This is a genomic window from Arthrobacter sp. GCM10027362 (assembly GCF_042679445.1).
Taxonomy (GTDB): Bacteria; Actinomycetota; Actinomycetes; order Actinomycetales; family Micrococcaceae; genus Crystallibacter.
Genome location: NZ_JBHTML010000179.1, coordinates 1 through 7,712, shown reverse-complemented (window position 1 = coordinate 7,712; position 7,712 = coordinate 1). Strand labels below are relative to the sequence as shown.

Sequence of the window (7,712 nt, the reverse complement as noted above, 5' to 3'; positions counted from 1 at the left end):
CGCGGCGCACGGCCGAACGGCCGTCGTCGAGCAGGCCGCGGCGGCGGCCCGGATAGGTCTCGGTGTCGGCACGGCCGGCGATCCAGCCCGCGCGCAGCGGGGGCAGTCCGCACACCGGGTCGCTGCCGGGACCGGCAGTCCGGTAGACCTGCAGCGGAGGATTCTTCTCGCCGTTGGGCGAATCCTGCAGCGAAATCTCGGTCACCGGGACCTCGATGCCTGGTTCCGCACCGGTGACATACCGCAGAGAGTGGGCAGGGTGAAACGCATCGTTCATGGTGGATACTCACTTCCTTCGCCGGCATTACCCGGACAGGTTCGACGGTCGCAGGCTGCATCAGCCCGATCTCAGCCCCTGCAATGGGGCACCCGTGTGGATGAGATCGACCCTAGCATGCACGGCGGCCCGGCCCTGACCTGAAGAAGGAAGCGGAATCCTCAGCCGGCCCTGATGGCAGCGGTACGGGCCCTGGTCAGCCGGACCAGGACCGCCGGGGCGAGTTCGATGTCCAGGCCGCGGCGGCCGCCGGAGACCAGGACGGTGGGGAAGCCCAGCACGCTCTCGTCGATGACGGTAGGGGAGGGCTGGCGCTGGCCCAGCGGAGAGATGCCGCCGAGCACGTAGCCGGTCCGCCGCTGGGCATCTTCGGGATCGGCCATCGCGACCCGCTTCACGCCCAGCGCGGCGGCACACTTCTTCAAATCCAGCGATCCGCTGACCGGGACGACGGCGACGGCGAGGGAACCCTCGGCCGAGACCAGCAGGGTCTTGAAGACCCGTTCCGGGTCGACGCCCAGCTCGGTGGCCGCCTCGAGTCCGTAGTTCGTGGCGGCCGGGTCATGGTCGTAACTGTGCAGGGTATGCGGCACCCCGGCCGCCAAGAGGACCTTGGTGGCCGGGGTACCCGCCGCCTGCTTTGCCGCCTTGGCCACCGCGCCTACGCCGCGGTGGCTTCGCGGATCTTGCGCTTGATCCGCCCGAGCATGGCCGCCATGCCGCGCATCCGCAGCGGCGAAATGGCGCGGGTCAGGCCCAGCCGGTCGGTGACGTCGTCGGGCACGGCCAGGATCTCCTCGGCCGGCAGCCCGTTCAGTCCCTCGTGCAGCACGGAGGCGAAGCCGCGGGTGGTCGGCGCCTCCGGCGGCGCGGAAAAGTACAGCTGCACCGGCTGTTCCGGGGCCTCCCCGACCTCGACGGCCAGGAACAGCGGGGACTGACACTCAACGACCTGCTCCAGCAGTTCCGGGTGGTCGGCCAGATGCTCCGGGAGCGCCGGCAGCGACCTGGAGAAGTCCAGCAGCAGTTCCAGCCGCTCGGATTCCTCCATGGACTGGAAGTCATTGACGATTTCAGCCAGCTGCGCCGGCATGTTTTGCACTGTCACAATGACTAATTCTAAGCGCCGTGCCGTCCCCGCCGGGGCGCGGGAGCGGCACCGGGTTCGCTGCCCCTGGCGATCGGCACGCGTACCGCGTTGCCCCACTCGGTCCACGAACCGTCATAGTTGCGCACGTTCTCAAAGCCGAGCAGGTACTTGAGCACGAACCAGGTGTGGCTGGACCGCTCGCCGATGCGGCAGTACGCCACCACGTCGTCGCCGTCGGACAGGCCGGCCTCGCCCTTGTAGATCTTCTCCAGTTCCTCCCGGGTGCGGAAGGTGCCGTCCTCGGCGGCGGCCCGCCCCCACGGCACGTTCACCGCGCTGGGAATGTGGCCGCCGCGCAGCGTGCCCTCCTCGGGATAGGCAGGCATGGTGGTCCGTTCGCCGGTGTATTCCTCCGGGGAGCGGACATCGATCAGCGGATTGCCAAAGTGGCAGAGCACGTCCCCGATGTAGGCCCGGATCTCGGCGTCGTTGCGCTCGACGACGGGATAATCCACCGGGGTGACCTCCGGCTTGTCCGTGGTCAGCTCCCGGCCTTCGGCGATCCACTTGTCGCGGCCGCCGTCGAGCAGGCGCACATCCTCGTGCCCGAACAGGGTGAACACCCACAGCGCGTAGGCGGCCCACCAGTTGCTCTTGTCCCCGTAGATCACCACCGTGGTGTCGCGGCCGATGCCGCGGGAACCGGCGACCTTGGCGAACGTTTCGCCGTCGATGTAGTCGCGGGACACCGGGTCGTTCAGGTCCGTGTGCCAATCGATTTTCCGGGCGCCGGGAATATGGCCGGTTTCGTAGAGCAGGATGTCCTCGTCGGACTCGAGCACCACCACGGAGTCATTGTCGAGGTTGGCCGCCAGCCACTTAGTGGAGACCAGGCGCCAGGGCTGGGCGTAGGCGGCGAACTTCTCGTTCTGTTCTGCGGGTGCAGGCATTGGTGTCCCTTTCGAGGGTGCGAAGTTGGGCGGGTTCCTGATTAGCCTAACCAGCGCGGCAGCCTTTTGCTTCCGGGCGCTTGCGCCACGAATCCGCGATTAGGCCCGCCGTAGCGTATCGTTTTCGTGGCGGCAAATCACCGCAGCAGCCAACTGCAGCGCAAGAACGGAAGGCAAGGGTCAGCCCAGCGTGCCCCAGATAGAACAGCTTTCACGCCGTACGCCGAAGGTTTCGGTTGACGAGCTCCTCGAGGGTTTCCACCCGTCCCCGCGCTTCGGCGAGGTTTCCTTCGAAAGCTACCGGCCGGATCCTGCCCAGCCGTCCCAGGCGGCTGCCGTCATGAGGCTGGAAAAGTTTGCCGGCGCCGTCGACCACAAGCAGCCGACAGGCCTCAGGCGTTTCTTCGGCGGCAGGAAGCAGGTGGACAGCCGGGCCGGGATCTACCTTGACGGCGGGTTCGGCGTGGGCAAGACCCACCTGCTGGCCTCGCTGTGGCACCAGGTGGACGGCCCGAAGGCCTTTGGCACCTTCGTCGAATACACCAACCTTGTGGGCGCGCTGTCCTTTCGCAAGACCGTGGACGCCCTCGGCGGCTACGAACTGGTCTGCATCGACGAATTCGAGCTCGACGATCCGGGCGACACCGTGCTGATGTCCCGGCTAATGCGCGAACTGGCCGACGCGGGCGTGAAGCTGGCGGCGACCTCCAACACCCTGCCCGGGGCGCTGGGCGAGGGCCGCTTCGCGGCCGTCGACTTCCAGCGCGAGATCCAGGTGCTCGCAGACCAGTTCGACGTCGTGCGGATCGACGGCGAGGACTTCCGGCACCGCGGCCTGCCGGCCGCGCCGGAGCCGTTGACCGATTTGGAACTGAAGCGCAAGATCCACAACGACTACGCCGGCAAGGTGGTGGCCGCGGACGAATTCATGGACCTGGTCAAGCACCTGGAGGGCGTGCACCCGAGCCGCTACCGGCAGTTCATCGACGGCATCGACGTCGTGGCCTGGCACAACGTGGCGACCATCACGGAACAGGCCGTGGCGCTGCGATTCGTGGTGCTCGCGGACCGGCTTTACGACAAGGACGTGCCGATCATCGCCAGCGGCGTGCCGTTCGACCAGGTCTTCACGCGGGAAATGATGGCCGGCGGCTACATGAAGAAATACTTCCGTGCGGTTTCCAGGCTGACCGCGCTGGCCCGTGAAGGCCAGAAGGGCGAAACCGCCGCTTAAGGCATGGCTTAAGGCAAAGGCGCCGGTGCCGCCTCCCGGCGGGACCGGCGCCTTCTTTGCCGTGCTCGAAGGGTCTGGTCAGGGCGAAGGCGTTCCGCCGGAAGGAGCCGGAGGCTCGTCCCTGCGGTTGCGTTCGGCCTTGTCAATCAGCTCGGAAGCTTTGGCCTGCAGGTGGTTGACCTTGTCGGCGTACTTGCCGCCGGTCTTCTTGTCGATGAAGCCGCCGACGTTGCCGACGGCGCCCTTCAGCTTCCCGGCGTTGCCGCCGACCAGGTCTCCCGCCTTGTCCTTGAGCTGTCCGGCCTTGCCCTTGAGCTCGTCAAATACAGACACCTGCACCTCCCTTCTGCCGTGGGGAGTCCGCCGCTCCCGCCTGCATCCATCCTAGGCACGGCAGCCACGGCTGAACAGGGCGCAACAACAGGGCATAAAGGCGCTTAAAACCGCATAAACACGCAGAGGCGGCCGCTGCCTGGCAGCGGCCGCCTCTGCGGTCTGGAGCGGACGACGGGATTCGAACCCGCGACATCCACCTTGGCAAGGTGGTGCTCTAGCCAGCTGAGCTACGTCCGCGCGGAACATCTCCGGGGTTGCCGGAGGGCTGTTCCAGTGGGCGATACTGGGTTCGAACCAGTGACCTCTTCCGTGTCAGGGAAGCGCGCTACCGCTGCGCCAATCGCCCGCGATGGTACGGACGCTGGGAGTCCGATGCCATTGCAGGATTCCGGGATTGTTCCGGAACTGGAGCGGACGACGGGATTCGAACCCGCGACATCCACCTTGGCAAGGTGGTGCTCTAGCCAGCTGAGCTACGTCCGCGCGGAACATCTCCGGGTTGCCGGAGGGCTGTTCCAGTGGGCGATACTGGGTTCGAACCAGTGACCTCTTCCGTGTCAGGGAAGCGCGCTACCGCTGCGCCAATCGCCCATTGCCTTCACAATGTACTTCGGATGCAGACCTGTTCCCAACGGGAAACATCTTTACTGCAAACGAGGTGGGGACGGGATTCGAACCCGCGTATACGGCTTTGCAGGCCGCTGCCTCGCCTCTCGGCCACCCCACCGTGGCCTGGAATCAGGACCGGCCGGCAGTGCCGGCACTTACAGTGATCTGCGAGCGGACGACGGGATTCGAACCCGCGACATCCACCTTGGCAAGGTGGTGCTCTAGCCAGCTGAGCTACGTCCGCATGTGGTCTGCGCGCATCTTCCCGGCGGGGCCTGGGCCCGTCCGTCAGGAGCGTTGCCGCGTTTCCAACGAGTAAAAACTCTATAGGACAATCGGGCCTTCGTCCAATCGGGCGACTGCGGCGCGTGTTTCCGCGGGGCGGCAGGATTACAGGCATGTAGTTCCTGCCGGTTCCACCGCCGTTGGGACACGCCCCGGAGGTGTCGTTTTTGCATGGGCGGATCTGTTTGCTAATGTTTTCTAGGTCGTTCCCCACGGGGTGCGGCAGAGCACGGGCGATTGGCGCAGTGGTAGCGCGCTTCGTTCACACCGAAGAGGTCACTGGTTCGAACCCAGTATCGCCCACGGACCCGGAAGGCCCCCGCCGCATGGCGGGGGCCTTCACGCTTTTAGTGGTCCGGCTGTCACTGCCGTCTGACATGATTTTCCTATGACTTCTCCGGCGCTTGCCCACCAGACAGAGAACGGGCGGATGTATTCGCGCTCCATCGACGCCCTGCCCACCGTGCCCTCCATCACCACGGTGATTGCCCAGGCGCCGGCGGATCTGAGCGGCTGGGCCGGCCACATGGCGGCCAGTTCGTTCGCGCGCCATCCCGGCCTCGCCGAGGCCGCTGGCAACCCGGCGAAGCTGCGCAGCCTCGCCAAGGAGGCCTCCGACGCGGCAAAGCTGTACCGGGACGCCGCAGCCGAGCGCGGGGACCGGGTCCACGCCTATGCCGAGCAGGTGGCCCTGCGGGCCCTGGGCAGGCCGCACCGGCTGGGGGAGGCGCGGGAGGAGCTCAGGTCCTGCGGCGAGGAAGCCTTTGCGGCGCGGTTCGACGAATGGTGGCAGCTGTACCGCGTGGAGCCGGTGGTTCCCGAAATCACCGTCTGGAACCACGAAGTCGGCTATGCCGGAACGCTGGACCTGGTGGCTAAGATCGGGGGCCGGCTCTGCCTGATCGATTTCAAGACGAAGGGCACGGACCGCAACGGCCAGGTCAAGGCCATGGACGACAAGGTCGTGATGCAGCTGGTGGCCGGGATGAAAGCGCAGGAATCCCTGCTGGATGCGGAGGCAGGCACCTGGGAACCCTGGGCGTACGGCACGGACCCGATCCTGCTGGGAGTGGCAATCGGTGAAACGGAGGTGCGGCCCATGCAGGCCAGTCCCGAGGTGCTGCGCTACCACTGGTACAAGTTCTGCGCCCTGCGCCGGGTCTGGGAAGCGCAGCTGCAGGCGGCCGAGGCCGGCCGCGCGCTGCTGCCGATCGGCCCGCCCGTGGCGCGGCCGGCGATGCAGCGGGCCTGAGGGCCGCGCCGGAGCGTAGGGGCCGGGCTGCGGCCGGGCTAGGCTAGTGGGGAGTCCGAAGCAATAGTGAGGAAGCAGTACACATGACGATCCTGAGCATCCGGATCATCGGAGACCCGGTCCTGCGGACCAAGGCCGAACCGGTCACGGATTTCGGTCCGGAGCTGGTCAAGCTGGTCGAGGACATGGACCAGACGATGGAGGACGTGGACGGTGCCGGCCTGGCGGCCCCGCAGGTGGGTGCCGGCCTGCGGGTGTTCACCTACCGGATCGACGGCCGCCGGGGGCATATCATCAACCCGGTGCTTGAGACCAGTGACGACTTTCAGCCGGATGCGGTAGAGGGCTGCCTGTCCATCCCCGGGCTGGGCTTCCCGGTCCGCCGGCGGCGCTGGGCACGGGCCACCGGGGTGGATATCCACGGCAATGAAGTGGTGGTCGAAGGCGAGGGCATGCTGGCCCGCTGCCTGCAGCATGAGACGGATCACCTGGACGGCATCCTGTACACGGACCGGCTGACCGGCGAAGACCGGAAGAAGGCGCTGCGCGCCATCCGCGATGCTGCCTACAACACCGTGGCCGAAGATACCGCTGCCCGGCGCGCGGCCAGCGTGGGATCGGGCTTCGGTTCCTTCGGGCAGCGCCGGGCGTGAGCGGAGACCGCCCGATGCGGGTACTTTTCGCCGGTACTCCGGCCGTGGCGGTGCCGTCGCTGGAGCGGCTGCTGCAGGCCGGCTTCGACATTGTCGCCGTGCTGACCCGCGAAGATGCGCCGGTAGGCCGCAAGCGCACCCTCACCCCGTCCCCGGTGGCTGCGCGCGCCGCGGAACTGGGGCTGCCGGTGATCCGGGCCAACCGGATCGACGCCGCCGCAACGGCCGCCCTGGCCGAGGCCCGGCCCGACGTCGCCGCAATCGTGGCCTACGGCGCGCTGGTGCCGCCGCAGGCGCTGGAGATTCCCGCCCATGGCTGGATCAACCTGCACTTTTCCCTGCTGCCGGCCTGGCGCGGCGCCGCACCTGTGCAGCACAGCGTGATCAATGGCGACGAGGTGACCGGGGCTTCCACGTTCCTGCTGGAGCCGGGGCTGGATACCGGCCCGGTCTACGGCACGCTGACCGAAGCCGTCCGCCCCGGGGACACCAGCGGGGAGCTGCTGCAGCGGCTGTCCCACAGCGGGGCCGAACTGCTGACGCAAACGCTGTCCGCCATCGGCGCGGGCCAGGCGGTGGCCGTGCCGCAGTCCGGCGACGTTTCACTGGCCCCGAAGCTGTCCCTGGCGGACGGCCGGATCAACTGGGAGCAGCCGGCCCTGGCCATCCGCCGGCGGATCAACGGCGTCACCCCGGAACCGGGGGCCTGGACAATGCTGGACGGCCAGCGGTTCAAGCTCGGCCCGGTCCGGCTGCGGCAGGACCACGCGGACCTGGCGCCCGGACAGGTGCTGCCGGGCAAGGACGCAGTGCTGGTCGGTACCGGCTCCTGCTCAGTCGAGCTCGGACAGGTGCAGCCGGCCGGCAAGAAGATGATGGCCGCGGCGGATTGGGCGCGCGGCCTGGGACAACGCGAGGATGTGCACTTCGAGTGAGCAGCCAGGACACGCCACACGGACGCGGCGGGGCGGGCCGTCCCGGCCGCCGGTCGCGGGACGACGCCGGCGGCGGCGAAAGGGACCGCGG

General features: G+C 67.8%; 8 protein-coding genes, 7 tRNA genes, 1 pseudogene and 1 riboswitch. Of the genes and pseudogenes, 5 read left to right on the top strand and 11 right to left on the bottom strand.

All coding sequences use genetic code 11. From position 1 onward, the window contains the following. From ACFQ36_RS18615 to ACFQ36_RS18600, 4 genes and pseudogenes are all read right to left on the bottom strand, one after another. Positions 1 to 277: pseudogene (locus tag ACFQ36_RS18615) on the bottom strand (phosphomethylpyrimidine synthase ThiC); the annotation flags it as partial. After that, a riboswitch (TPP riboswitch) is annotated at positions 274 to 383 on the bottom strand. (Overlaps the previous pseudogene by 4 nt.) Positions 384 to 438: 55 nt before the next feature. Further along, on the bottom strand, positions 439 to 933 hold the full coding sequence (ybaK, locus tag ACFQ36_RS18610) for a Cys-tRNA(Pro) deacylase (protein WP_377016315.1): 495 nt from the start codon (positions 931 to 933) through the stop codon (positions 439 to 441). A gap of 5 nt (positions 934 to 938) precedes the next feature. Beyond that, positions 939 to 1,370: a SufE family protein gene (locus ACFQ36_RS18605; RefSeq protein WP_377016317.1), complete on the bottom strand. Its 432-nt coding sequence runs from the start codon at positions 1,368 to 1,370 to the stop codon at positions 939 to 941. A 26-nt stretch (positions 1,371 to 1,396) separates the two neighbouring features. Then, a complete protein-coding gene (locus tag ACFQ36_RS18600; RefSeq protein ID WP_377016312.1) occupies positions 1,397 to 2,317 on the bottom strand; it encodes a sulfurtransferase in 921 nt (306 codons plus the stop codon). A 190-nt stretch (positions 2,318 to 2,507) separates the two neighbouring features. Between ACFQ36_RS18600 and zapE the strand changes: the two genes are divergently transcribed. Further along, on the top strand, positions 2,508 to 3,551 hold the full coding sequence (gene zapE / locus ACFQ36_RS18595; protein WP_377016310.1) for a cell division protein ZapE: 1,044 nt from the start codon (positions 2,508 to 2,510) through the stop codon (positions 3,549 to 3,551). 78 nt (positions 3,552 to 3,629) lie between these two features. Here zapE and ACFQ36_RS18590 read toward each other — a convergent pair whose 3' ends face one another. The 7 genes from ACFQ36_RS18590 to ACFQ36_RS18560 all read right to left on the bottom strand — a co-directional run bounded on the left by ACFQ36_RS18590 (position 3,630) and on the right by ACFQ36_RS18560 (position 4,740). Next, entirely contained in the window at positions 3,630 to 3,884 is a 255-nt protein-coding gene (locus ACFQ36_RS18590; protein WP_377016308.1) for an antitoxin, read from the bottom strand. Between the two features lie 163 nt (positions 3,885 to 4,047). Further along, a tRNA-Gly gene (locus ACFQ36_RS18585) sits at positions 4,048 to 4,124 on the bottom strand. Between the two features lie 37 nt (positions 4,125 to 4,161). After that, a tRNA-Val gene (locus ACFQ36_RS18580) sits at positions 4,162 to 4,233 on the bottom strand. 60 nt (positions 4,234 to 4,293) lie between these two features. Next, a tRNA-Gly gene (locus ACFQ36_RS18575) sits at positions 4,294 to 4,370 on the bottom strand. A 36-nt stretch (positions 4,371 to 4,406) separates the two neighbouring features. Continuing rightward, positions 4,407 to 4,478 (bottom strand) — tRNA-Val (locus tag ACFQ36_RS18570). Between the two features lie 65 nt (positions 4,479 to 4,543). Continuing rightward, a tRNA-Cys gene (locus ACFQ36_RS18565) sits at positions 4,544 to 4,614 on the bottom strand. A gap of 52 nt (positions 4,615 to 4,666) precedes the next feature. Beyond that, positions 4,667 to 4,740, bottom strand: a tRNA-Gly gene (locus ACFQ36_RS18560). Positions 4,741 to 5,012: 272 nt separating this feature from the next. Here ACFQ36_RS18560 and ACFQ36_RS18555 point away from each other — a divergent pair. From ACFQ36_RS18555 to fmt, 4 genes are all read left to right on the top strand, one after another. Further along, a tRNA-Val gene (locus ACFQ36_RS18555) sits at positions 5,013 to 5,084 on the top strand. 85 nt (positions 5,085 to 5,169) lie between these two features. Beyond that, a complete protein-coding gene (locus tag ACFQ36_RS18550; protein ID WP_377016306.1) occupies positions 5,170 to 6,033 on the top strand; it encodes a cytochrome in 864 nt (287 codons plus the stop codon). Between the two features lie 83 nt (positions 6,034 to 6,116). Continuing rightward, on the top strand, positions 6,117 to 6,686 hold the full coding sequence (gene def, locus ACFQ36_RS18545; protein WP_377016304.1) for a peptide deformylase: 570 nt from the start codon (positions 6,117 to 6,119) through the stop codon (positions 6,684 to 6,686). A 14-nt stretch (positions 6,687 to 6,700) separates the two neighbouring features. Then, entirely contained in the window at positions 6,701 to 7,621 is a 921-nt protein-coding gene (gene fmt / locus ACFQ36_RS18540) for a methionyl-tRNA formyltransferase (RefSeq protein WP_377016302.1), read from the top strand. Positions 7,622 to 7,712: the final 91 nt, after the last annotated feature.